We start from the raw sequence: 25472 nt of genomic DNA on the forward strand, positions 1-25472 counted from the left end.
TAATCCTCGTTAATGTCGTTCCCGACTTAAATCTAATTCAGTGATTTGACATCTAAACCGGCGTTTAGCATGTCAATGAGCGCCTGGACATGAATTAAGGCGCACATTTTTTCTTTTACCATGCCCGCTAGCCAAGGGCGTTTACCCGCCTGTTCACGCCAGCGAACCTTGTCGATATTGAGCGTTTCCGTCCCCATTAGTTGGTTACTGGCCAGCCCCCACATGCTCTCTCCAAGCATGACAACATATTGGTAATTATCTTTGTAACTGTCATCGCGAAGCTTATCTGCCATCACCCATTTCGCGGTATCGACGACATCAAACTGTTGTTCACGATTTGTTTGTAGCCCCAAATACCAGGCGGGCTTTCCTATTAAATGGTTAAGCTCGCTGATGCGATGAATACCACCTAACTCATCAAGCGGTACGGCAAACGTGACATCATTCACATCAAAGTAAAGCACTTGAAAATCTTCACTTCGCTTCGTGCTTTCCCAGTCAGTTGGTATTTCGGAACCTGTTTGTGTCTCGAGCTCGGTATCAACGTTCGATTCTATATTGACATCATGCTCAATCACCGATTGAGGTTCAACCAGTTCTGGCTGAGTTTCCTCAAAAACTGGCGCATCAATCACCCAGTCTTGTATCTCTTCAACTGTTTGTAACTCGGGCGCCTCACTAACGGTTTGTACGTCTGGCTCAGCCACTTTTATTTCTGCTGCAATATCAATCGTATTTTGTTCAAGAATACTATCAATATCTAACTCGGCTACAGGGTTGCTTGCTTCAAGCTGACTTAATAACCTTTGCACATCTTCCAGATTTGGGGCTTCCAATTCTGGCGGGTACGCTTCTTGAAACTGGTAAGTTTCCGGCTCCGAGTATTGAAACTGCAATTCTGGCTCTGGCTCTGGCTCTGGCTCTGGCTCTGGCTCTGGCTCTGGCTCTGGCTCTGCAGATGATATTTCTTGAGCCAGCAAGTCAAGCTCTTCCTCAAGAGTCGTTGCTTCAGCCTCATCACCCAGTAGCGCATTAAAGTAGTCATCAAGCGCTTGTTCACTGGAAAGCACGTCGTTACTGCTCATCGAACGCTAACCTCTCCAGGTAAATCAGTAACTGTTTATACGCAAACACACCACGACTACCAGATGCAAAATGTGATGCTGGCAAATGCTTTAAACTAGCATCACGGAACTTGGTATCAATCGGCACCGCAGAGGTCCATACTTGATTTGGGTAATCTTTCTTCAGTTGCATCAATGTCTGCAAAGACGCTTTGGTGCGCTTGTCATACATCGTTGGAACGATAGTCACTTTGAAACCACCCGGACGAGACTTTTGCATAATGGTTAACGTGCGCATCATGCGTTCCAAGCCTTTCATCGCCAAAAACTCGGTTTGAACGGGAATCAAAATTCGGTCACTGGCGGCCAGTGCGTTCACCATCATCACACCAAGAATTGGCGGGCAGTCAATCAACACATAATCATAGTCTTGTGAGACCGCTTGTAGAGCTCGTTTTAAGATCAGCCCCATCCCACTGCGATTCCCCATGACACGATCAAGCGTCGCAAGGGACATATGCGCGGGAATGATATCCATCCCTTCCAGTTTTGTCTCTAGGATTAACGGCCTCACCGTTTCACGAGAGAATGTCTTCAACTGGAATAAATCAAACAGGCTCGAAGTTACTGCGTCAGGATCATAACCAAGATAGGTAGTCAGTGATGCGTGAGGGTCAGTATCGACCATCAGTACGCGATGACCTTTTTGACTCAGCAAACCCGCTAATGTCACTGTTGAGGTGGTTTTACCCACGCCACCTTTCTGGTTAGCTACACTCCAAACAATCATGATGAATCCTACGCTAGGCCAACTTCCACCAACATGCGTTCTGCAATGCGGTCAAGCGGTAAATCTTCTGAAGAAATGCCTGCTTTAGCAACAGCTTGGGGCATACCATAAACAACACAACTTTCTTCATCTTGAGCCCAAATAGTTGAGCCTGCAGACTTCAACATACGAGCGCCTTCACGACCGTCTGCACCCATGCCAGTCAGCACTAAAGAGAGTACTTTGTCACCGTATACTTTGGCTGCAGAACCAAAAGTCACATCCACACATGGTTTGTAGTTCATGCGGTCGCCGCCATCAATGATACGAAGACGAGCAGCCCCCGCTCGACCATCCACCATCATTTGCTTACCACCTGGAGCAAGGTATGCCACACCAGGCTGTAAGACATCGCCGTCTTGGGCTTCTTTCACTTGAATCTTACACAAGGTATTCAAACGGCTGGCAAATGCAGCAGTAAAGGTTGCCGGCATATGTTGGATCAATACGATCGGATGCGGGTAGTTCATCGGTAAACGCGTCAGAATTTTTTGCAAAGCAACCGGACCACCAGTCGACGTGCCAATTGCGGTCAGTTGATACTTCTTACCAGAGGCTCGGAACTTTGCCGCAGCCGGTCGAGCAGGAGCTGGAGTCGCTGGCGAAGCCGTTCTTGAACCTAGTGGACGAGCTGCCGCACTGGTACTCGCAGCAGCGCGAGTGATTGGTCGACGCATAAAAGCGCGCTTCGAAGCAATCTGAATAACACGTTGCTGAAGCAGTGACACCGCTTCTTCGCGGTTACGTGCGATGTCTTCAAACTTTTTCGGTAAGAAATCCAATGCGCCCGCATCTAGCGCATCAAGCGTGGCTTTCGCCCCGTCATGAGTCAGGGACGAAAACATTAGGATTGGCGTTGGAGCAGCTGCCATGATTTCACGCACAGCGGTAATGCCATCCATCACTGGCATTTCAATATCCATCGTGATGACGTCCGGTTTAAGAGATTTGGCTTTCTCAACCGCCTCTCTGCCATTTACCGCAACGTCAATCACTTCTAGGCGCGATTCTGAGTTGATGATTTCGCTCACGCGACGTCGAAAAAAACTCGAATCATCAACGACTAGTACTTTAATCGCCATCTTATTCCTTTTAATAACGTCAGCTTTGCTTAAAGGCGTGAAGCCGCAGCATATCGCTTAAGTAAATCAGGCACATCTAGAATTAATGCAATATGGCCATCGCTAGTGATTGTTGCACCAGCCATACCCGGAGTGCCTTGCAATAGATTATCGAGTGGCTTAATAACCACTTCTTCTTGACCAATAAGCGTATCCACAACAAAACCAACGCGCTGGTTACCGATCTGTACAATAACCACATGACCGTGACCAGTACGCTCTTCGACGTTTTGTGATTTGGATGCTAACCAGTTCTGTAAGTAAAATAGCGGGATAGATTTTTCACGCACAATGATCGTCAACTGACCATCTACCACGTTTGTGCGACTCAGATCCAAGTGGAAAATTTCGCTCACAGATGCCAGTGGCAGTGCAAACGGATGACCGCCAACACCAACCATCAGTGTTGGTAGGATCGCAAGCGTCAGTGGTACTTTGATGGTGATCTTAGTGCCTTTCCCTAGCTCAGAATCGATATCGATTGAACCATTTAAGGTGTTGATCGCCGTCTTAACCACATCCATGCCAACGCCACGGCCAGAGATGTCAGAAATTTTATCTTTACTTGAGAAACCTGGCGCAAAGATAAGGTTGAAGCACTCTTTGTCTGTTAAACGGGCCGCCGCATCTTCGTCCATCATACCGCGCTTAACCGCGATACCACGCAGTTTGTTCGGGTCCATACCGCCGCCATCATCTACGATGGATAGCTCAATGTGATCCCCTTCTTGTGATGCAGACAAAATCACTTTACCTGTGCGTGATTTACCTGCTTTCGCGCGGTCGTCTGGCATTTCAATACCGTGGTCAACCGAGTTACGAACCAAGTGAATCAATGGATCGGCCAATGCTTCTACAAGGTTTTTATCGAGATCGGTTTCTTCACCGCGCATTTCCAGCACGATGTCTTTATTTAGATTGCGCGCCAAGTCACGGACAACGCGTGGGAAACGGCCAAATACTTTCTTGATTGGCTGCATACGCGTTTTCATTACCGCGCCTTGCAGATCCGCCGTTACGACATCAAGGTTGGCGACCGCTTTGGACATTTCTTCATTGTCGCTGTTCAAACCAAGGCTTAATAGACGGTTTCGGACCAATACAAGCTCACCTACCATGTTCATGATGGTATCAAGCGTCGAGGTATCGACACGAACAGTTGCCTCGGCCTGAGGCTTTTTAACCGCTGGCGCTTTCGCCTCTTCTTTCACCGCGACAGGTTTAGATTCTGGTTTTGGTGCTGGAGCCGGAGTTGGAGCTGCTGGTGCTGGCTTAACCGCAGGCTCAGGTTTCGCAGGGCTTTCCTCTACGTTTGCTGATGCCGGCTTCGTTGCCATATCCAGTTCTTCTAGCGTAGGACCTTTGCCCGCACCATGTAGCTCATCGAGTAACTTTTCGAACTCTTCGTCCGTCATTAAGTCACTATCTTGATTTGCTGACGATGCAACTGGCGCAGTTGGTTCTGCCGCTTTAGGAGGTTCTACTGGTGCAGATGCTGCAGCCTCTGCCGCTGATGGACTTTTGCCAACGCCGTGAAGTTCGTCAAGTAGACGTTCAAATTCATCGTCAGTGATATCGCCACTCTCAACTGATGGCGCACTTGATTGAGGGGGCTCTGATGGCGCTGTTGGTGTCGCAGGTTCTGAAGCGCCTGGAGCTGAGCCTTTACCATGAAGTTCATCCAGCAGCTTTTCGAATTCGTCTTGGGTAATTTCATCAACAGAGCCGACACTTGACGCTGGCGCGGCAGGTTCTTCAATAACAGGCTCAGGAATGACAGGTTCAGGAGTAACCACTGGTTCTTCAACCACGGTTGCAGCGACTTCATCTTCTGATTCAGGTTTACATAGACGATGAAGTTCTTCAAGAAGGGCAGGATCCGCAGCTTCCAATGGCTCACGATCTTGAACAGCTTGGAACTGGGTATTGACCGTATCCAACGCTTTTAGCATCGTATCCATTAAGTTTTGCGTGACCGTGCGTTGGCCGTTTCGTAAAACGTCGAACACGTTCTCCGCACCATGACAAGTATCGACTAGCTCTGCCAAAGACAGGAAGCCAGCACCGCCTTTTACGGTGTGAAACCCGCGGAAAATTGCATTAAGTAAGTCTTTGTCTTCTGGGTTATTTTCCAATTCAACCAACTGCTCAGAAAGCAGTTCGAGAATTTCCCCAGCCTCAATGAGAAAGTCCTGAAGAATATCTTCGTCTAAATCGTAGCTCATACGTTACCTTTAAAATCCAAGACTGGACAACAAGTCATCGACTTCGTCCTGCGATGAAACCGCATCTTCTCTCAGTTCTGGATGAAGAATCGGGCCTTCGGCTTCGCTTGTTTGTGTATTCTTTTTATCTGCCGGTTCTGACAAAACTTGAATGTGTTCTTCAGGTTTATTTCCAGAGAATACGGTTAGGATTTCCACTAAGCGGCCTTCTACTTCATTTACCAACGTAATTACGCGGCGAATAATTTGGCCAGTTAGGTCTTGGAAGTCTTGCGCCATGAGAATTTCGGTCAATTGACCACGCAACTCAGTGCTGTCACCTTCGACTTGAACTAATAGCTCGTCGATTCGGTGACAAAGTGCTTTGAATTCGCTTAATTCGATGCGCCCGTGCATGAGTTCATTCCATTGAGGACGAACTTTCTGAAGGCAATCATGCAGGTTGTCAGCGATAGGAAGGCAGCAGTCGACTGCATCCATCGTTTTGTTGGCTGCTAGCTCTGTCTTCTCGATCACATAATTAAGACGATCCCTTGCGTTAGGGATTTCGTCTTTCGCAATTTCGGTCATGCGCTGATCGAGACTGAACTGCTTGAGTGATTCGTGAAGGTCTCGAGTTAAGGCTCCAATTTCTTGCAGCATTGGATTCTCGGCACCTTCGTAGATCGAGGCAACAAGCATATTGGCTTGGTCTTGTTCCCCGTTTTCTAGCATTTGAACGAGTGACTTCGCCTGCTCTAGTGAGATCATTCTGAATAGACCCTTTTACGTTTAGTTCTTCTTATCACTTTAAAAACGCTAAACGAGTCATTTAATAGGTATTTAATAATTGGTATGAATGACTCGAATAACAAAGAGAAAAAGAGAGAGTTATAAACGCTCGAAAATTTTATCTAATTTTTCTTTTAATGTTGCAGCAGTAAATGGCTTCACAATGTAGCCGTTTACGCCTGCTTGAGCAGCTTCAATGATCTGCTCACGCTTCGCTTCAGCCGTGATCATTAGAACTGGCAAATGCTTAAGTTCTGCATCCGCGCGGATGTGTTTAAGCAAATCGATGCCTTGCATACCTGGCATGTTCCAGTCAGTTACAACAAAATCGAAGTCACCTTTTTTCAGCATTGGTAATGCGGTTAAACCATCGTCCGCTTCTTGAGTGTTATTGAAACCCAAGTCACGAAGCAGGTTTTTAACAATACGGCGCATTGTTGAGAAATCATCAACAATAAGGATCTTCATGTTTTTATTCAAAATTGCCTCCACTGAATCGTAAAATCAGTGTTTTTAGTCATTTTGTGTCCACGCACTGAGCTTGGTGCGCAAACGTTGCATCGCTTGACTCAGTATTTGACTTACGCGAGATTCGCTTACGCCTAACACATCGCCAATTTCTTTCAAATTGAGTTCTTCATCATAATAAAGCGAAAGTACCAAAGCTTCACGCTCTGGAAGCTGTTTTATTGATTCAACCAGTGCTTTTCGAAATGATTCGTCGGCAACCCCTTTGAATGGGTTACTGTCATCAGTTTCATCTGCAGGTGAAATCACATCATCAGAAACGCCTAAATCTTCAATACCGACTAATTTTGAGCAGTTGATATCGGTCAGAGCACTATGATATTGATCCAGTGTCATACCGAGATGCGTGGCTACTTCAGAATCAGTAGGATCTCGATTTAATTCGCCTTCCAGCTCCGCAATCGCTTGGTTAATCTCTCGATTATTTTTATGAACAGAACGCGGTACCCAATCGCCTTTGCGCATGTCATCTAACATTGCGCCACGAATACGGATACCTGCATAAGTTTCAAAGCTCGCACCTTTAGAACCATCATAATTCTGCTGAGCTTCGATAAGACCGATCATGCCGGCCTGAATTAAATCCTCTACCTGAACACTCGGCGGTAAACGGCCTAATAGGTGGTGAGCAATGCGCTTAACCAACACTGAGTAGCGCTCTATAAACGCTTGCTGGCTATTAAACTTGCCATGTTGGTCATAGGTTATCGCTTTATTCACCAAAAGGGTCCTCTGCGAATTCGGTACGATTTAGCAACCTTTCCACAAAAAATTCCAAGTGTCCACTTGGTGTTTTCGGTAGTGGCCACGTTAACGCTTTGTTTGCTAGTGAGCTGATAGCTAAAGCGGCAGGTGAGCGAGGGAACGCATCAACGACAATTTTTTGTCTTTTTACAGCCTGTCGTACTTTATCATCTAATGGAATACATGCTACGAGTTCAAGGCTGACATTCAAGAATCGCTCTGTGACTAGCGTCAACTTTGCAAACAATTCTCGCCCTTCACGGTAGCTTCTGACCATATTTGCTACAACTTTAAAGCGTTGGACCTGGTGTTCTTTACTTAACAGCTTAATTAACGCATATGCATCTGTGATTGAAGTTGGTTCATCACACACAACCACAACGACATCTTGAGCTGCTCGCGAAAAACTGATTACCATGTCAGAAATGCCTGCGGCGGTATCTATCAGCAGGACGTCCATTTCGTCTTCAAGACTACCAAATGCTCGAATGAGTCCAGCATGTTGAGCGTGAGAAAGCTCAGTCATGCTCTGTGTGCCAGAAGTTGCAGGGATTATCTTTATACCATAAGGCCCTTCGACAATCGCATCTTTTAGCTCACATTCACCCGCTAAGACATGTCCTAGATTACGTTTTGCACGAATTCCGAGCATTACGTCCACATTGGCCAGACCTAAATCAGCGTCGAGAACCATCACCTTCTTGCCTTGGCGAGCCATACAAATCGCCAGACCCAGTGTTACGTTTGATTTCCCCACACCACCTTTGCCGCCAGTAACAGCAATCACTTTGGTCAACGATGGTTGTGTTAAGCGACGGAGGCCGCTTGCTTGATCGTGTATCATATTCTCAGTCATAGTAGTCCGCCGCCTTAGAGTCCTTCACTGTCACTGTTCCAAAAGTGAGGTTCGTTCTCTGTCGACTTCTCTAACAGTTCATTTGCTTTCGCAAGCATATATTTTGGTTGCGCTATCACAATGTCTTCTGGCACGCGCTGGCCATTAGCTATGTAAGCCACTGGCATTGCGTTTTGAATCACTACACTGATGAATTCGCCTAGACTTAATGACTCATCAAGCTTCGTCATAATACAACCCGAAAGTGGTATGCGTCGGAAGTGATCCAGCGTTTCTTGTAGAACGCGACGTTGTGCGGTAGCTGGCAAAACAAGGTAGCTGTGAATCACTTCTCCGCTCTCTTGCATTAGAGTATCGAGCTGCTCAGAAAGCCTGACATCTCGTTGCCCCATCCCTGCCGTATCGACCAAAATCAGTCTTCTGTTTCTTAGCTGATATATAACATCGGCTAACTCGTTAGAATCTTTAGCAACTCTTACGGGACAACCCATGATTCTTCCGTAAATTGAGAGCTGCTCATGTGCACCTATGCGATATGTATCTGTTGTCACAAGGGCCACATTGTCGGCACCGTATTCCATGGCGGCACGTGCTGCGAGCTTCGCAACGGTGGTTGTTTTCCCCACCCCCGTCGGACCTAACAGTGCGACCACACCACCACGTTTTAAAATGTCCTGTTTAGGAATATTGATTTGATCCGCCACCAGCGACAACAACGCTTTCCACGCTCGCGCTGGTTTTGTATCTTCCGGGATATAGCACGCCATTTGGTCTGCTAACTCCGGAGAAACGCCCATACGCTCTAAGCGCTTAATCAGCATTGCTCTGAGCGGCTCTCGACGTTCCACTTCCTGCCACATTAGGCCAGAGACTTGATGCTCTAGAAGACGACGAATTGACGTCATCTCTTCGCGCATACTCTCCAGCTCATCTGCAGACTCTTCTCGCTCATCACTTGGACGGCGGCGATCATAGCGTGTCGGATCCAACTTCGGCGTTGGACGCTCAAATCGATTATCTTGTGCGATTAACTTCGCCAAAGGTGAATCTGGTTGATATGGCGCTGGCTTTTCTTGGTTGTAGCCGTCGCGATGCTTATTCTGGCGTTGCAATAAAGCAGAGAGCGAATCTTCATTTTCCGCTACATGATCGTCAGCATCTGCTGCACCACCACTATATTGCTTAAGCATGTTAGCGAATCGCTGCGTCATCGAGCCTGTTTTTTCGTTGTTACTGTTATTACTGTTCAGGCTAATTTTATCTTCATCTAAATGACGATCTTGATAACGATCTGTAGAAGACGATGACATTTGACGATGTTCGTTATAGCGATTCGATTGAGAAGCACCGCGATTTTGTTGTGACGCTGCGCTTGCTTGAGACGGGTTAGATTCACTATCTATCGCCGCAACAATCGCCACCCCACCAGCCACTTTCTTGTTTGACATGATCACCGCTTCCGCGCCTAACTCCTCTTTCACTTGGAGCAGCGCCGTTCTCATGTCTTTGGCAAAAAATCGCTTTATTTTCAAACTATGAATCCATTAATGATGCGTGAGATCAGTTACCCACGGCTTGCACAATTCTGATCTGTTTTTCATCCGGGATTTCTTGGTAAGACAGTACCCGGAGATTAGGTATTGTGTTCTTCACAAATTTCGCCAACGTCGAGCGTAATACACCGGAAGTAAGCAGAACGGCTGGCTCGCCTTTCAATTCTTGTTCCTGTGTCGCTTGGCTTAGTGAAGACTGCAATCGTTCAGCGAGCCCCGGTTCAATCCCCGCGGATTCGCCTCCTGATGCTTGCATAGTTTGATGCAATATTTGTTCCAGTTCAGGTATCAAAGTAATCACTGGCAGCTCAGGCTCTATACCATTGATTTCTTGAACAATTAGACGTTTTAGACTAATTCGAACTGCTGCCGTCAATATGTCAGCTTCTTGACTCTTACTTGAGTACTCAGCCAAAGTTTGAACAATCGTGCGAATATCGCGGATTGGAATGGCCTCGTTTAACAAGTTTTGTAGGACTTTCACCACCACACCTAATGGTAATTGGTCAGGAACAAAGTTCTCAACCAACTTAGGCGCGCTGCGTCCTAACATTTCTAATAAATTCTCTACTTCTTCATGACCAATCAACTGCGATGCGTTATTGGTCAATAACTGGCTCAGGTGCGTCGCTAATACTGTCGATGAGTCAACAACCGTATAACCTAACGCCTGAGCATGCTCACGCTGATCTTCGCGAATCCATACGGCTTCCAGTCCAAATGCAGGGTCAATGGTTGGCTCGCCATCAATCATGCCATACACCTGACCTGGGTTAATCGCTAGCTCTTGATCCGGACGAATCTCAGCTTCGCCGACCGCAACCCCCATTAATGTGATTCGATAGCTGTTTGGCGTCAGTTCAAGGTTGTCACGTATGTGAACCGCAGGGATTAAGAACCCAAAATCTTGCGATAGCTTTTTACGCACACCTTTTACGCGCTCTAACAGTTCTCCACCTTGGTCTCGGTCCACTAGCGGAATCAAGCGGTAACCCACTTCTAGGCCAATAATATCGACTGGCTGGACGTCGTCCCAAGAAAGCTCGCGTTGTGATGAAGGCTCTGCACCTTCGTCGGCTTTCGCTGGTAAAGCCGGCTCTTTCGCTTTCTGCTTTTGGCGTTTATCGATGAAATACGCCGCCGCGCCAGCTGCGAGCGCCAGACTCAAAAACGCAAAGTGTGGCATGCCCGGTACGATGCCCATCACACCGAGAATAGCTGCGGTAATCATCAGTGCTTTTGGGTTGTCGAACATCTGGAAGACCAGCTGTTCACCCATGTCTTCATCGGTGTTTTGACGCGTCACCATCATCGCCGCTGCAATCGACAGCAATAGCGATGGAATCTGTGCAACTAGGCCGTCACCAATCGTCAGCAAAGTATAGATTTCAATTGCCTCACCGAAACCCAATCCATACTGCGCCATACCGATCGACAGACCGCCGATGATGTTGATAAACAGAATCAAAATACCGGCAATCGCGTCACCTTTTACGAACTTCGAGGCACCATCCATTGAACCGTAGAAATCCGCTTCTTTTGTCACTTCAAAACGACGAACTCTTGCTTGTTCTTGGTCTATCAATCCGGCATTTAAGTCCGCATCAATCGCCATCTGCTTACCTGGCAACGCATCAAGGGTGAAGCGAGCACTTACCTCAGAGATACGACCCGCACCTTTGGTCACCACCATAAAGTTGATGATCATTAAGATAAGGAAAACCACTAAGCCGACCGCGTAGTTACCACCAATAACGACATTACCAAACGCTTCAATTACGTTACCTGCCGCGTTGCCGCCTTCGTGACCATGCAGTAAGACGACACGTGTCGAGGCAACGTTCAGCGCCAAACGCAACAAGGTCGCGATCAGCAGTACCGTCGGAAAAGCGGCGAAGTCCAACGGACGACGTGTGTAAACGGTCACTAACAACACCACCATCGACAACGCGATGTTAAAGGTGAAGAACATATCCAGCAAAAAGGCTGGAATAGGCAGCACCACCATCGCTAAGGTGGCCAAAACCATCACCGGCGCGCCAATAGCTGGCATTTCACGCTGAGGGATTCGTGGCAATTTATCTGCAAATGGCAGGCTTAACTTCATACTACGAGAGATCTCAATCGATTGAAGCGTCACGTTAGCTCTTACTATTAATACGCGACCGCTTTGGCCTAAAAGTTTAGGTATGGTTGATAATTAAGGCGTTTTAAGCAAGCTATGTACCATAATTAACGCCAAAATAATGACTAAACACTCAAGTAGAGCTTAATATCTGATTAAATTAGCCTTTTTAGAATTAGGCTTCTTTTAGCATTAGTGCCGGTGTTCTGGCGGGATTGGCAAATCGTAATCCTGAATTTTGGGGCGCTGACCACCTCGCTTTCGGTATTGCTTCAACTGGAATACAAATGCCAAAACCTGAGCCACCGCAGTAAACAATCCATCGGGGATCTCTTGTTCTAGCTCGGTAGTATGGTACAGCGCACGAGCAAGTGGCGGAGCAGGTACAATTGTGATGTCATGCTCTCGGGCGACTTCTCGAATCTTCATTGCCATGTGATCGGTGCCTTTAGCGATCACTACCGGCGCACGGTCTGTCTTCTGTTTATAACGAAGCGCAACCGAAAAGTGCTCTGGGTTGGTAACAATAACATCAGCCTGAGGAACATCTGCCATCATACGACGTTGAGCCGCTTCTCTTTGCAGCATACGAATGCGTCCTTTGACCTCTGGCTTACCCTCGGTTTCTTTATATTCGTCTTTGACTTCTTGCTTGGTCATTTTTAACTGATCAGCGTGCTGCCGGATTTGAAATGGAATATCGATGGCAACCACGATCAACAGCGAACAGCTGATCAACAAGATAAAGTTCAGCAGAATATCTAAAGCATGGAAGATGTTTTGCGGATACACATCCATACTTAATTGAATCAGATCCGCCTGCGATGCTTGGATCAAATAGATCGCGACACCAGTAACCAAAACCACTTTAAGAATTGATTTGATCAACTCTACCCAGCTTTGCATTCCGACCATCCGCTTTAAACCGCTAAGCGGATTCATTTTTGACAGCTTTGGCATAGCCGCTTGAGCAGAAAAACTGATTCCTCCCACACCCGCAGCACCAATCATGGCGGCAGTAAATAACGTAGCTAGCACCAAAAATAGAGGGAACAACAAATCGGTCATCGCCCCTAAAGCAATGTCAAATAGCTTTGCCGTATCAAAAATCTCTTCTCGTTGAAGATCAAATAAACGGCTCATGATGGAAAACAGTGAGCGTGCTAACGCCTCGCCAAACCACATCAGTGAAATGGCGCCAACGATCAGTACAGATGCTGATGCGAGTTCTTTAGATCGAGCGACCTGCCCCTTTTCTCTGGCTTGTTGTAACCGCCGGGGCGTGGCTTCTTCGGTGCGTTCCTGACCGTCTGATTCTGCCAAATCTTAGCACTCCAAGCGAATAAGCCGACAAATCTGCGCCTCACCCACTGTCCAGAACATTTCATAATGACTGTAAAGACCAGCCAGTATGTACCAACACAGTAATAGACCCACCATCAACGCAAATGCAAAACCAAGCGAAAAGATGTTTAACTGTGGTGCAGCACGGGTCATTACACCAAACGACAAGTTAATGGTAAGTAGCGCAATAATGCCAGATAGCGACATACTCAGTGCCGTTTGGAACATAATACCAAGCCAGCCTGCCATTTCACGGAAATCAACCGCAGTAAGCGTCCCGGACCCAATCGGCTGTGTTTTAAAGCTGAACACTACCAGTTGCAGCATTTTCAAGTGCCCATCGGTGGCAAGGAAAAACATTGTCGTCAAAAACATGAATAGCTGACCAAGCAATGGCGTGTTCTGACCATTTGCGGGATCAACCATAGAAGCGAAACCCAAACTTGATTGCATACCCAATATTTGTCCCAACAAGACAAAGGTTTGAATCATAAATTGAGTGACCATGCCCATCGCAATACCGATGATCATTTGCTCGGCAATGGTCATAAAACCCCGAAACGAGAGCAACTCAATGTCTTGAGGCACTGCAGGGATCGCTGGCATGACGGCAAAAGTGATGGCTAACCCGAGGTAAAGGCGGATTCGTGGTGAGACAAATCGAGCCCCAGTTACCGTCATCACCATCAGCATGGAAGAGATACGAACGTAGGGCCAGAAATAGTTTGCGATCCAATCTAAGACAACGCTAGTGGGGTATTCCATAGGAGCCTCTAATAAAGCACCTGAGGTAAGCGCTCAATCAAGCCATAGAAATATTCCATCAACATTTGCGTCATCCAGTGACCAAATAGCATTAGAGCCAAAAGCGTGACTATCAAACGCGGCAAGAAGCTCAATGTTTGTTCGTTGATGGAAGTCGCAGCCTGGAAAATCGCAACAATAAGGCCAATAAGCAAACTTGGGATGATAATGGCGCAGACCATGATAAGCACCATCCAAAGTGCTTCACGGAAAAGCTCGACAAACATTTCTGGTGTCATGTCTTATCCTCTATCTGCGCTTACCTAAAGGGCAAAACTGCCCGCGAGTGTCGAAAGTATCAAGTTCCAACCATCGACCAATACGAACAGCATCAACTTGAACGGCAACGAAACAATCATTGGTGACAACATCATCATACCCATTGCCATCAGTACCGACGCTACCACGAGGTCAATAATCAAAAACGGCAAGAAGAGCATAAAACCAATTTGGAATGCAGTTTTTAACTCCGAGGTGATGAAAGCCGGAATCAACACCGCCATCGACACATCTTCTGGATTCTCGACTTGCTCTCCTGACATGGTTACGAACGTCTCCAAATCTTTGATTCGGGTCTGTTTAAGCATGAACGCTTTCATTGGCGCTTGTGCAGCATCAAATGCTTCTCGAGCCGTGACTTGCTCATTCAAATAAGGCTGAACGGCTTTATCGTTGATTTCGTTCAGGACGGGAGACATAACAAAGAAGGTCAAAAACAGCGCTATACCAATGATGACCTGATTAGACGGCGTTTGTTGCAAACCCATTGCCTGACGCAATATCGACATCACCACAACAATTCGAGTAAACGACGTCATTAAAATCACCATGGCTGGCAAGAAGCCAAGCATGGTCATTAACGCTAAAATTTGCAGTGTAACCGAGTAATCTTCACTGCCATCTGGGTTTGTGGTCATGGTAAACGCAGGGATGCCACCACCACTAGAAACGGACATAGCACGACTGGCGCCAGTATCACTTTGCATCGCCTGAACAGTGACGCTACTTCCATCAGCCAAGTTGTCAGGCAGAGCAGACTCCTCTGCCTCAGCAAACGAAAATGAAGAAAACAGCACGCCGACGAAAAGCAACAACGTGCTCAGGAGCAAACGAATCGGGTTACCCTTTGTCATGTTTTTTGATCAGTTGGCTAAATTGAGTCGCAAAAGCATTGGTCGCCAACTCTTCCTCTTTCAGTGGCTTATCTAACTTGGCTAACGTTTGGATTGATTGGCTGGTAATTCCAACCAAAAACTGCTCTTCACCCACTTGAACTACGGCGATTCTTTCTTTGGTGCCCACTGGCAACTGACTCACAATACGCAAGCCTTTTTGTTGTCCCATCGCCGGCACTTGCATACGTTTAAGTAGCCAAGCCAACAAAAGAATCACACCGATCACAAGCACAAGCGAGCCCAGTGTCGTCGCAAGATCCAGATTATTTGGTGCGGCAGCAAATGCATAAGGAGCACTCAGCATTAAGCTCAGTGCTCCAGTGATTTGCTTCAATCGCGTTTTGATTGAGCGGCTCATCTTAACGTAGCTTCTTAATTCGTTCAGTTTGGCTGATCACATCCGTCAAACGGATACCAAACTTATCGTTCACGACCACGACTTCGCCATGCGCAATCAGTGTACCGTTGACTAATACGTCCAATGACTCGCCCGCTAGACGATCCAACTCAACAACCGAACCTTGGTTCAACTGCAATAAGTTCCGAATGCTGATTTGTGAACGACCGACTTCCATCGAAATCGTCACCGGAATATCCATGATGGTGTCGAGTTTACGACGCTCATCTTCGGTAATTGGGCTTGAAGTGTCTTTTAGCTCTTCCAGTGGCGCGGCCAATACTTCATCTACGTCAACAGAAGGTGCAGACGGGTCTTCGCCAAGAGCGGCTGCCCATTCATCTGCTAGCTTTTGATCGTCACTTGGTTCCATTTTTCTATCCTGTGTTAAGCCTTATTTAATGCCAAAGCATGTCTGTTCAATAAGGTATCTTAATCGTCTATATCGTCTTCATTCTCAAGCTCAGACATGATGTCTTTGCCCAAGAAAGCTAAATCTGTTTTGACTACATGTGGGCGCTCAATTTCCTCAGAAATTTGCACCGCTAATTTGTCTTCCGAACGGCCCATTTTTACGCGATAGGTCGGCAGGTCTTCCACAAACATTGTCGCATGTTCTGGCATTTCAATCGGGATGATGTCACCCGGTTGCAATTCCATGAGGTCACGCAAAGAGATGTCTTTTTCAAGCAAGTTAACGCGGAAGTTAACCGGACAATCCATAATCTCTTCACGTAATGCTGAGCTCCAACGGACGTCTGTCTCCATCTTGTCGGACTGAACACCTGCATCCAACAGTTCACGGATCGGCTCAACCATGGAGTAAGGCATAACGACATGAAAATCGCCGCCGCCACCATCGACCTCAATGTGGAAAGAACTCACGACAATCACTTCTGTCGGGCTGACAATGTTAGCCATACTTGGGTTTACTTCAGAGTCGAGATATTCGAACTCCACCCCCATCACTGGCGACCACGCTTCTTTGTAGTCTTCAAATACAATCTTCAGCAGCAGCTGAATGATGCGGCGTTCCGTTGGGGTAAATTCGCGCCCTTCGATTTTGGCATGGAATCGACCATCCCCACCAAAGAAGTTTTCTACCAGAATAAAGACTAAACGAGCCTCCATGGTGATCAACGCTGTACCTTTTAATGGACGAAAACGCACCATGTTCAAACTGGTTGGCACGTACAATGTGTTTTGGTATTCGCCAAACTTCATCATCTGCACGCCATTGATCGACACTTCTGCCGTTTTACGCAGCATATTAAACAGACTAATACGCATGTGTCTTGCAAAGCGCTCGTTGATAAGTTCGAGCGTCGGCATTCGACCACGTACAATCCTGTCTTGCGACGAGAAATCAAAATTGACGGCACCTTCGTTGTCGTTTTCTATCGGTTCATCGACGTCATCAACATCGTCAACCCCGTGTAATAGCGCATCAATTTCGTCTTGGCTTAATAGATCGGTCACGTTTTACCTATTGAATAACAAAATCTGTAAACAGTACTTTTTCAATCACTGGCTTACCGACCGCAGCGTTTAGCGCTGCTTTGATATCTTCGGAAGCACGATCGCGCAATTCCACTCGTCCCGTTGGAGAACGCAACTGATCAACCGTCGCCGAAGCAAACGTTGATAACAAAGAGCTCTCAATCAGTGGCGAATGGTACCGCGCCAACTCTTCATTCTCTGCGCCGCGAACCATTAACTGCGCTTTAATTTGTACCAGTCTGTCGCGACGGTCCCCAGTAACGTTAAATACAAATGCCTGAGGAAGATTCACGTAGGCAATGGGCGAGGCATCAGATGCCTTCGCTTGAACCTGTTGAGACGCTTCAGCCTGAGCTGGTTCATCAGAGCCCATGAGAAAGAATGCTGCTGCACCACCGCCAAGTAGCAATACCACAACAGCGATTATGATGATAAGTAACTTACCTTTTCCTTTCGGCGCATCGGCCCCTTGTAGCTGTTCTTCTGCCATTGTTGTCTCTTATTGTTCTTTTAGGTTACCGAGATGCTTAAGGAAGTCGTTTGGTAACCTTGTATTATTGCCTTTAAACGGCCTGTTATGCGTAAAAGCTAATTCCATCACGCTTTGAAGCCACATTCAAATCCAGATTGACGTCAGCATCAAAGCTCTCTTCTGATTGTCCAGAAAAACCGCTGCCTTGAGCGCTTTGACCATGTTGCTCAGCAGTATACCTACCTTGCTGCTGCCCGCTGTTTTGTTGCTGAACAGAAGAATCAGCCAGTTGCATGCCCTGCTGCGCCAACATCTCTCTCAAGCGAGGAAGTGTCTGTTCAATGATGTCACGCGCTTGCGGGTTGTTCACCGTAAAATGCACATTAGCCACATCGTTGTTCATCGTCATACGAATTTGCATACGACCTAATTCTGGTGGATCAAGACGAATATCGAGGTTTTTTAGGTTCTTCGACATCATCATTTGCACTTTTTCCGCCACTTGCTCATTGGCCAACTCTTTGGTCAGTTGCAACGGAAGCTGAGCTTGCTGCGCAGCATCAATACGCGCTTGTTGCTGCACGTTTGTTCCTTGTTGACCCGCCATCGCCTGAAGCTGCCCTGCTAAACCATGTTGAAGTTCTGGTTTATCTTGCTTATCCGCTGTCGCTTTAAGTGCACCAGCAGTCAATGCGGCATTCACAACTTTCTGGTTAACCTCTCCGTCCTTTACGCCTTGAAGCGCCGTCGGCAAATGAGCTGCGGCCAACGCATCTGGCATCGGAGATAATGCGACTTTATCTGTACTCTGAACAGCTTGTGGCTGAGCTGATTGAGTCGCAAAATTAAGGGCTTGCTGAGACATCCCCATAGGCGCAGCCTGACGAGCTAAATGATGTTGTACTTGCTGCTCTGCAAGAACCTGTTTAACGTCAGTAGGAAGCGCAACAAACTGGGCAAGATCTTGCTCAGGAATATCGGCAATGACCGTCCCTTTTTTCAACCCTTCTATGATCTCTGTTTCTTGCTGAGTCAGTGGTTTTTCCTGCGCCAGTTTGGTATCTATGAGTTCGAGTTCATCCAAAGAAACACGCTGAAGCGCATCAATTTTAGAGCCATTCAAACCTACCTCCAGTGGCGATAGTTCATTGGCAACGTCACCACTGACCATGCCCTTCTCGGTTGGGTGACTGACTTGTTTAGCCAGACCTTGCCAAGTAGCAAACTCAGACGAGAGCTTATCGACATCGATAGGTTGACCATGCTTATCTAAAATTGGCTCTAAGCCTTGCCCGGCCATTGCCTGCACTTGTTCAAGCGATTGAGCTGATGGCATGTCATTCAAAGCAAGTTCATCAATGTCTGTTGTTTGCCCGTTAACCGAGTGCTCTAAACCCGCTCGTTGAGGCAAAACTTTGCCACTATCGATGGATGCATTATTCGCTTTCAAGGTTTGATTCGCTTGTTCAATACGACCAAGCAGCTGTTGTCCTTCACCCATCGCGCTTTTTGCGCCATTAGCAGCTGAAGGGGCGCTCGAGAGTGAACCTACTTTCTCAGTGACATCAGCATCATTTTGCGAGTGCGAGCCTTGTTTGGCTTCCAGTAGGCTTACTTCATCACTTTGAATGGTGTTCGCATGCTCTGTCAGCATGTCGCCAGAGCGGCTTTGCTCTTGAATAGCAGTGTCTTGGCTTTCTTGCGCCAGCAACTCTTCGGTATCGTTACTACTCGCGTGAGCCACGTCTGTGACTGCTTCTTGTTGGCTATCAGCTTTGCCAGACGAAAGCTTGTTAATCTCGGCACTGTTTTGTTCTTCACCATTTAGTGATTTCGTTGCTACTTTTTCTGACTTTTGTGAACCTGAAAACGCATCCGTCAAGGTTTCTAAAAATCCCTTGTTCTCCGCGTTTTCTGTAGGTGCTTGTGCGGCAGAGTCAGACACTGACGTCTTGCTCGTCGCAGAAACATTGGACAAATTCACATTCATATAGAAATTCTCATTATCAGCAGCTTCGAGCGCTAGGCCGCTGCTAAATTGCACACGGTGGCAAATTTAGGTTATTGGGGTGATCATCTACAAAGATATCTGCAAAAATTACGCCAATAACAAGCTCATTGCTGCAGTGACAAAACGAGCGTTATAAGTGGAAGCAACATCAACTTTTAAACATTAAAAAGGCTTCGCTCGACGGTTGTAAAGCAACGTTGAAAACTCATCCATTTGCTTTTGTTCCCGTTTGGCTTCAGCAAGCTGTTTCTCTTTCTCTCGCTTTTCGATCATCCACTCATAGGATTTGCGTTCTTTGCGTACTGTTAACCAGTATTCTTGACAGTTTTCTACCTGTTCTTTGAAATGACTTTCCGCTTGTTTCTGCTTAGATAACGTTTCGTCTAGCTGAGTGAGAAAGCGATTTAAATGCCCATATTCGCTTGCCGTTAAGCCTGCCTGCCCACGGTCGATAAGCTGTTGGCAATAATCAAGGCGATACTTTTCGATTTGCTCAACCTGACGGTAATAATCTTCAAGTTCAGAACGCGCTTTGTTCAGCGCAAGTACGGCCTGATCTTCACGCTCTTTAGTCTGCTCAAGTAGGAACTCCATCGCATTGTTCATGCGCTATCACCCGCCCAAAATGTTTCTAAGCATGTTGACGCACATATCGTATGGCACCGATTCTTTCATGCTCTGCTGTAAGTATTCGTCTAACTTTGGCTTCAATGTAAACGCGCCATCGATAGCAGGATCGGTGCCCGGTTTATACGCCCCAATCGAGACCAAATCTTGGTTCTTGCGGCAAATCGACAAGACCTGACGTACCGCTTTCGACATCAGAACATGTTCTTCAGTGGTGATTTGCGGCATAACACGGCTCACCGACTTTTCGACGTCAATCGCAGGATAATGGCCTGCATCCGCCATTTCACGGGACAGCACAATGTGACCATCAAGAATTGCCCGCGATGCATCCGCAATCGGGTCTTGTAAATCATCGCCCTCGGTCAACACGGTAAAGAACGCCGTAATAGAACCTTGTTCGGCGCTTCCGTTACCCGCACGCTCAACCAAAGCAGGTAGCTTGGCGAACACAGATGGCGGATAGCCTTTTGTCGCTGGCGGCTCACCAACAGAAAGGGCGATTTCACGTTGTGCTTGCGCAAAACGAGTCAAGGAATCCATCAATAACAGAACGTCCAAACCTTGATCACGAAAGTACTCTGCAATGGTTAAGGCGGTTTGACAGCCTTTCAAACGCATCAATGGTGAAGCATCGGCAGGCGCAGCCACCACGACAGAGCGACGTCGTCCATCCTCACCTAAAATCTCTTCGATAAACTCTTTAACTTCGCGTCCACGCTCACCTATCAGACCGACCACAACAACTTGTGCGGTTGTACCTCGCGTCATCATGCCAAGCGTGACCGATTTACCCACACCAGAACCGGCAAACAGACCTATACGTTGACCTTTACCTACCGTCAATAATCCGTTAATCGCTTTCAAGCCCACATCAAGTGGCTCTGAAATTGGCTTTCGAGCCAGCGGGTTGATTGGCTCAGCATTAAAAGAGGCGCGATGATCGGTATACAACGGGCCAAGTCCATCAAGCGGATTACCAACCCCGTCAATCACTCGACCAAGCAACTCCATGCCAACAGGCAAGCCAGCGTCACTGGTTAATGGCGTCACTCTAGCGCCAGGCAAAATGCCCGTAATTTGCTCGCTTGGCATCAAAAATAGGTTATCACCTGAAAAACCGACGACCTCGGCTTCCATCTGACCGGACATGGTTTCCACTAAGCATAAACTGCCAATTGGCGCGCGACAGCCTGTCGCTTCCAACGTTAACCCAACCACTCGAACCAGTTTGCCAGAGGCAACTGGGCGCGTCGTTAAGCCTTCAACTTTGTAGTTTCTTAAACGGTCAGCCAATGCTTGCATGGATTACTCACCCTCTTGATGACGGTTTGCACCACAAAAACTGTGCAACACGCTTTTGACGCGCTCTTCCATACGGTAGTTAATGCTTGATTCACCTGCCTCAATCTGGACGTCGCCTCGATTGAGTGATGGCTCAGCAACCAACGTCCAGTTGCGGCAATCAAGGTCTTCTTCGCCGTAAGCTGAGCGAATAATCGCAACGTCTTCTGGATTCAGGTGCAAGGTAATGGGATGACCTGATATTGGCAGCGCTTCAACCGACTGCTTAACCGTGTCCAAAATAATCTGAGGGTTGGTTTGTACTTCGACATGCACGACTTCTTTAACTAAACAGAGCACCATGTCCACCAGTTGCTTTTCAACCTGAGCATTCATTAGCTCTAACGGCTGAGCAAACTGATTCGCTAAGTTCATAAAGGTTTCGACTTGCTGCTGAATATATTCTTGACCTGCGGTCACGCCTTCGGCTTTTCCAAGCTCCAGCCCTTCAGCATGGCCCGCTTGCAGGCCTTCTTCTTTGCCTTTGTCGTAACCTTGCTTAAAGCCTGCTTCTTGACCTTGATACAAACCTTCCTGATAAGCGCCTTGCTTGATCAGCTCTATCTGCTCTTCGGTTAGCTCAAGTGCTTGCTCTTCTTCTGGCTCTTCAAGATTCGGTACCCAACCCGGGTCATAGTTAAACGCGGTTTGTTTTGCTTGCTTGGCTTTGGGCTCGCCGTAATCAGGCAACCCCCAACGTTGTGGTTCGATCATCGAATCATCTTCATCAGGACGGATAAATCCACGTTTTCTTTCGCCAGCCATGGGTTACCTATTATGTATTCGATTAAGAAGTGAGGGCGCTCCGCAATAGGATAATCGCGGAGCAATAGAGATTATAAGAATTCGTCCGCACCGCCAGACAACATGAGTTCGCCTGCATCGGCCATGCGACGAGCGATCGCCAGGATTTCTTTCTGTGCCGCTTCGACATCCGCCACGCGAACTGGCGGCATCGCTTCGATGTCATCACGCATCATCTCAGCCGCTCGTTTCGACATGTTCTTAAATACCTTCTCACGCAGAGAATCGTCGGCACCTTTAAGTGCTTTTTGCAACACGTCTTGTGGTACATCACGCAGCAATTTCTGAATACCTTGATCGTCCACTTCGACTAAGTTTTCGAAGACAAACATCAAGTCTTGAATTTGCGTCGCCATGTCTTCGTCTTGATCGCGAATCTGTTCCATCAACAAACCTTCGACGTTGTTGTCTAGATAGTTCATGATCTCCGCTGCCGCTTTCAGGCCGCCAATCTTGGCTGCTTGAGCGCCAGCTTGACCCGCGAACTGTTTCTCCATGATTTCGTTCAACTCTGCCAGTGCCGACGGCTGAACTTCTTCAAGGTTGGCAATACGCATCATCAGGTCCAAACGCACGCGCTCAGGGAACTGAGATAAAATCTCCGCGGATTGGTCTGCTTCTAAATAAGACAATACGATGGTTTGGATCTGCGGGTGTTCGTTGACAATGATGCTCGCCACTTGTCGTGGGTCCATCCATTTCAGCGAATCCAAGCCTTTTGAACCCGTACCAAGTAGGATCTGGTCAACCAAGTTGTTGGCTTTGTCTTCACCAAGAGCCGCCACCAGCGCATTACGCATGAAGTCTTCGCTGCCCATGCCGATGTTGGTGTATTTCTGGATGTCCTCCAAAAACGCACGGTGAACGGCTGACACCTTGTCTTGGCTGAGATCTTTCGCCTTAGCCATCGCACTACCCACACGCTGGACCTGTTTTGGCTCTAGGTGACGAATAATGCCAGCGGCATCTTGTTCATTGAGGCTCAGTAGCAAAATTGCTGCTTTTTCTTCGCCAGTAATGGTTGAGACATCCAGCTCAACTGGCATTCCCGCGGCGTTGTCATCTTGAGGTACGATATCGTTAGCCATTGTCATTCATCCAGTTTTTAACTACTTGAGCAGCCAGTTCAGGTTCATTCGCAACCAGAGCGCGAACCGCTTTCAATACATCTTCATCTTTATGAAGGTTTGGCAAATCAATACTTGAACCAAACTCAAACAGTTCGCTGCTTTCAATGTCGCTGCCAATCAGGCTAGTTTCACCATCCGCACCAATCGGCAAGCCGTCTGGTCCGTACATTTCGTCTTCGTCATCACTGGTAGGGTTAAGCAATTTCTTCATTGCTGGGCGAACCAGAACCAACACAACAACGATGATCACTAATGCACTTGCGAACCAACGAACCCAGTCGCTGAAGTTAGGGTGCTCCCAAATTGGTGGTTCTTCCAGCTGTTCAGCCTCAGGCTCTGCAAACTTCACACTCAGTACATTCAACAAATCACCACGGCCTTGGTCAAAACCGACCGTACCAATTAAGACTTGGCGAATAGCATTAATTTCCGATTCGGACATCGGGGTATAGGTCACTTCTCCCGTATCTGGGTTGACCTGACGACGGTCCTTAATCGCAACAGAAACCGTCTGACGAGCAACCGTCCCCGTCTGCTTACGCTCATGGCTGATGGTGGTATCAAGCTCAAAGTTACGCGTGGATTCTTTACGCACCGAACCCTGTCCCATGACAGAACCGTCTTTCATCTGAGCCACATCTTGCGGAATAGAGGCATCCGCTGGAGGCTGATTACTTAACGCCCCCGGAATACCCGCTACCATATTGCCGTTATTGTAATCTTCTAATGCGTACTCACTGCGGGTTGCAGGGGTATTGGGATCAAAGCGTTTGCGAGTTTGTTCAACCGCGCTGAAATCCATTTGGATATCGACCTGCGCCGTGTAGTTGCCATAACCTAAAATAGGTAATAGCACTGAATCAATTTTTTCACGCAGCGCTTGTTCCTGGCTACGCTCTAATTCTTGCTCTTTGCGTCGCGCAGCAGAAGCAGGGTCTTGAGAGCCTGAACTGAGCAAACGACCATGCTGATCTGTGACGGTAATGCGGGAAGTTTTCATTCCCGGAACGGCACTCGCCACCATGTCTACGATAGAATCAACTTCTTGCTGTTTGAGGTTCGTACCAGTCGACAGTGTCAAAAATACGGACGCTGATGCTTCTTGGTTATGACGCACAAAAACACTGTGCTTTGGTAGCGCCAATAAGACTCGCGCTTTACGAACTTGCTTCATTTCCTCAATCGCTTGAGCCAACTGACGTTCTCGACTGAGTTTAAGGCGCTCTTGCTCTAAACGTTGTGATACGCCAAAGCCCATATCTTGCAGCAAAATATCATCGCCCGCCTCTGTGGCTTGGTTTACGCCCGAGCGAACCATGCCAAGTTTGATCGAGTTGTATTCGCTCGATTCAACAGAAATGGTATTACCATCAAGCTTGTAATTGATTTTTTGCTGGTCCAGATAATCCAAAACGGGGATCAACTCTTCGGTCTCATACGCTCCAAGCGGGCGCATCTCCGGCTCTTTGACCCAAAAGAACAGCATCACGATCAATGCAACACAGATGGAGATTGACAGCACAAGTACAACTTGACGAAGTAAATCAAGGTCACCCACTGCCATATCAAATTTTGACGCACTGCGCTCCTCTAGATCTGGATTTTGACTCTCCACATCTACGTCGGAACTTGCTACCAGTGCACCATCTGAGCCGCCTTCAGTGACGGTTAAATCTGTAGACTTGTCTGCCACACTTATTACCTAAATTACACTGGCATGTTCATGAGGTCTTTATACGCCTCAACGAGTTTATTGCGAATTTGAACCGTCGCATCAAAAGCGACACTAGACTTGTTACGAGCAATCATAACGTCAGAAAGGGAAACATCGGCATCACCACGATCAAAACGGGTTTGTAAATCACCGGATGCTTTTTGAAGTGTGTTCACGTTATTGATGGCTTTAGTTAGGAGATCATTAAAATCTGCTCCAACTTTCGCCCCACTTGCAGTAGGAGCAGTATTGGTTGCTTCTACCATCATGGCGCGCATTTCTGCCTGAATACCATCAACTTTCATTAGCACCTCTAAGCCAAAAGATTGACTAT

Annotated in this window: 25 protein-coding genes; all 25 read right to left on the reverse strand. The window is 47.3% G+C overall.

From position 1 onward, the window contains the following. Positions 1–32 precede the first annotated feature (32 nt). The 25 genes from R2S67_RS09280 to fliE all read right to left on the reverse strand — a co-directional run bounded on the left by R2S67_RS09280 (position 33) and on the right by fliE (position 25443). Positions 33–1085 (reverse strand): chemotaxis protein CheW, encoded by a 1053-nt coding sequence (locus R2S67_RS09280; protein WP_317343424.1) that lies wholly within the window; start codon positions 1083–1085, stop codon positions 33–35. After that, positions 1075–1854, reverse strand: a complete 780-nt coding sequence (locus R2S67_RS09285) for a ParA family protein (RefSeq protein ID WP_006741712.1) — start codon at positions 1852–1854, stop codon at positions 1075–1077. The genes R2S67_RS09280 and R2S67_RS09285 overlap by 11 nt, the downstream gene beginning before the upstream one ends. 8 nt (positions 1855–1862) lie before the next feature. Then, positions 1863–2975, reverse strand: a complete 1113-nt coding sequence (locus R2S67_RS09290; RefSeq protein ID WP_047008842.1) for a chemotaxis response regulator protein-glutamate methylesterase — start codon at positions 2973–2975, stop codon at positions 1863–1865. 29 nt (positions 2976–3004) lie between these two features. After that, positions 3005–5239, reverse strand: a complete 2235-nt coding sequence (locus R2S67_RS09295; RefSeq protein WP_104974915.1) for a chemotaxis protein CheA — start codon at positions 5237–5239, stop codon at positions 3005–3007. Between the two features lie 9 nt (positions 5240–5248). Beyond that, complete coding sequence (locus tag R2S67_RS09300; protein WP_006741709.1) at positions 5249–5989, reverse strand: protein phosphatase CheZ; 741 nt, start codon at positions 5987–5989, stop codon at positions 5249–5251. Between the two features lie 120 nt (positions 5990–6109). After that, positions 6110–6478 (reverse strand): chemotaxis response regulator CheY, encoded by a 369-nt coding sequence (cheY, locus tag R2S67_RS09305; protein ID WP_017635949.1) that lies wholly within the window; start codon positions 6476–6478, stop codon positions 6110–6112. 45 nt (positions 6479–6523) lie between these two features. Continuing rightward, positions 6524–7258 carry an RNA polymerase sigma factor FliA gene (locus tag R2S67_RS09310; protein WP_048625854.1) on the reverse strand — a complete coding sequence of 245 codons (735 nt, stop codon included), beginning with the start codon at positions 7256–7258 and terminating at the stop codon, positions 6524–6526. Further along, a complete protein-coding gene (locus R2S67_RS09315) occupies positions 7251–8138 on the reverse strand; it encodes a MinD/ParA family protein (protein WP_005380498.1) in 888 nt (295 codons plus the stop codon). Before R2S67_RS09315 ends, R2S67_RS09310 begins: the two co-directional genes overlap by 8 nt. A 14-nt stretch (positions 8139–8152) precedes the next feature. Further along, positions 8153–9670, reverse strand: a complete 1518-nt coding sequence (gene flhF / locus R2S67_RS09320) for a flagellar biosynthesis protein FlhF (RefSeq protein ID WP_150919218.1) — start codon at positions 9668–9670, stop codon at positions 8153–8155. Between the two features lie 28 nt (positions 9671–9698). Further along, complete coding sequence (gene flhA / locus R2S67_RS09325) at positions 9699–11798, reverse strand: flagellar biosynthesis protein FlhA (RefSeq protein WP_317343444.1); 2100 nt, start codon at positions 11796–11798, stop codon at positions 9699–9701. Between the two features lie 210 nt (positions 11799–12008). Next, positions 12009–13139, reverse strand: coding sequence for a flagellar biosynthesis protein FlhB (gene flhB, locus R2S67_RS09330; protein WP_317343427.1), 1131 nt, complete (start codon positions 13137–13139; stop codon positions 12009–12011). A gap of 3 nt (positions 13140–13142) precedes the next feature. Continuing rightward, the gene (fliR, locus tag R2S67_RS09335) at positions 13143–13925 is read right to left on the reverse strand and encodes a flagellar biosynthetic protein FliR (RefSeq protein WP_317343429.1); all 783 of its coding nucleotides are present in this window, start codon (positions 13923–13925) and stop codon (positions 13143–13145) included. Positions 13926–13933: 8 nt separating this feature from the next. Beyond that, complete coding sequence (gene fliQ / locus R2S67_RS09340; RefSeq protein ID WP_012841532.1) at positions 13934–14203, reverse strand: flagellar biosynthesis protein FliQ; 270 nt, start codon at positions 14201–14203, stop codon at positions 13934–13936. 24 nt (positions 14204–14227) lie between these two features. After that, positions 14228–15097: a flagellar type III secretion system pore protein FliP gene (fliP, locus tag R2S67_RS09345; protein WP_006741704.1), complete on the reverse strand. Its 870-nt coding sequence runs from the start codon at positions 15095–15097 to the stop codon at positions 14228–14230. Further along, the gene (gene fliO / locus R2S67_RS09350; protein ID WP_012841531.1) at positions 15084–15497 is read right to left on the reverse strand and encodes a flagellar biosynthetic protein FliO; all 414 of its coding nucleotides are present in this window, start codon (positions 15495–15497) and stop codon (positions 15084–15086) included. The genes fliP and fliO overlap by 14 nt, the downstream gene beginning before the upstream one ends. Position 15498: 1 nt before the next feature. Further along, positions 15499–15909, reverse strand: coding sequence for a flagellar motor switch protein FliN (gene fliN / locus R2S67_RS09355; RefSeq protein ID WP_012841530.1), 411 nt, complete (start codon positions 15907–15909; stop codon positions 15499–15501). 59 nt (positions 15910–15968) lie between these two features. Beyond that, on the reverse strand, positions 15969–17015 hold the full coding sequence (fliM, locus tag R2S67_RS09360) for a flagellar motor switch protein FliM (protein ID WP_006741703.1): 1047 nt from the start codon (positions 17013–17015) through the stop codon (positions 15969–15971). 7 nt (positions 17016–17022) lie between these two features. Next, on the reverse strand, positions 17023–17526 hold the full coding sequence (fliL, locus tag R2S67_RS09365) for a flagellar basal body-associated protein FliL (protein WP_012841529.1): 504 nt from the start codon (positions 17524–17526) through the stop codon (positions 17023–17025). Positions 17527–17611: 85 nt separating this feature from the next. Further along, complete coding sequence (locus R2S67_RS09370) at positions 17612–19498, reverse strand: flagellar hook-length control protein FliK (RefSeq protein WP_317343432.1); 1887 nt, start codon at positions 19496–19498, stop codon at positions 17612–17614. 183 nt (positions 19499–19681) lie between these two features. Further along, entirely contained in the window at positions 19682–20125 is a 444-nt protein-coding gene (gene fliJ / locus R2S67_RS09375) for a flagellar export protein FliJ (RefSeq protein WP_053808763.1), read from the reverse strand. 6 nt (positions 20126–20131) lie between these two features. Then, on the reverse strand, positions 20132–21451 hold the full coding sequence (fliI, locus tag R2S67_RS09380) for a flagellar protein export ATPase FliI (protein WP_006741701.1): 1320 nt from the start codon (positions 21449–21451) through the stop codon (positions 20132–20134). A gap of 3 nt (positions 21452–21454) precedes the next feature. Next, positions 21455–22255 carry a flagellar assembly protein FliH gene (fliH, locus tag R2S67_RS09385; RefSeq protein ID WP_006741700.1) on the reverse strand — a complete coding sequence of 267 codons (801 nt, stop codon included), beginning with the start codon at positions 22253–22255 and terminating at the stop codon, positions 21455–21457. Positions 22256–22326: 71 nt separating this feature from the next. Further along, positions 22327–23382: a flagellar motor switch protein FliG gene (gene fliG, locus R2S67_RS09390; protein ID WP_012841526.1), complete on the reverse strand. Its 1056-nt coding sequence runs from the start codon at positions 23380–23382 to the stop codon at positions 22327–22329. Next, a complete protein-coding gene (gene fliF / locus R2S67_RS09395) occupies positions 23375–25117 on the reverse strand; it encodes a flagellar basal-body MS-ring/collar protein FliF (RefSeq protein ID WP_006741698.1) in 1743 nt (580 codons plus the stop codon). Before fliF ends, fliG begins: the two co-directional genes overlap by 8 nt. Before the next feature lie 14 nt (positions 25118–25131). Further along, positions 25132–25443 carry a flagellar hook-basal body complex protein FliE gene (gene fliE, locus R2S67_RS09400; protein ID WP_012841525.1) on the reverse strand — a complete coding sequence of 104 codons (312 nt, stop codon included), beginning with the start codon at positions 25441–25443 and terminating at the stop codon, positions 25132–25134. Positions 25444–25472 lie beyond the last annotated feature (29 nt).

Source organism: Vibrio sp. T13N (assembly GCF_032970445.1).
In the GTDB taxonomy this organism is placed as follows: Bacteria; Pseudomonadota; Gammaproteobacteria; order Enterobacterales; family Vibrionaceae; genus Vibrio; species Vibrio diabolicus.